General features: G+C 47.1%; 1 protein-coding gene. It reads right to left on the bottom strand.

Features of this window, described 5'->3' with window-relative positions:
• On the bottom strand, window positions 1-255 hold a 255-nt coding region (locus ACQ96U_RS27235; RefSeq protein WP_431724421.1), incomplete at both ends, for a DDE-type integrase/transposase/recombinase.

Below are 255 nucleotides of genomic sequence, written 5' to 3'. Positions count from 1 at the left end.
ATACCGATCAACGTAGACCGAGCACTACGGAATGATTTAAAACCTAACATAGATCGAGTGATCCGCTTAATACCCCGATGATCTTGCTCAACCCGGTTATTAAGATACTTGGTTTGACGTATCTCAATGGTCACATAGCGTTCCTGACAAACCGCTTCAGCTGCTGCTTTGTTTGCTGCACTGCCATCGATGGTAATTGTCTCTGGAAGGCCATTCGCCCTGATCGCCTTGGAGAGAAAGCGTTTAGCCGCCTTA

Source organism: Zooshikella sp. RANM57 (assembly GCF_050749885.1).
GTDB lineage: Bacteria > Pseudomonadota > Gammaproteobacteria > Pseudomonadales > Zooshikellaceae > Zooshikella.
This window is presented reverse-complemented; position numbering and strand designations above follow the sequence as displayed.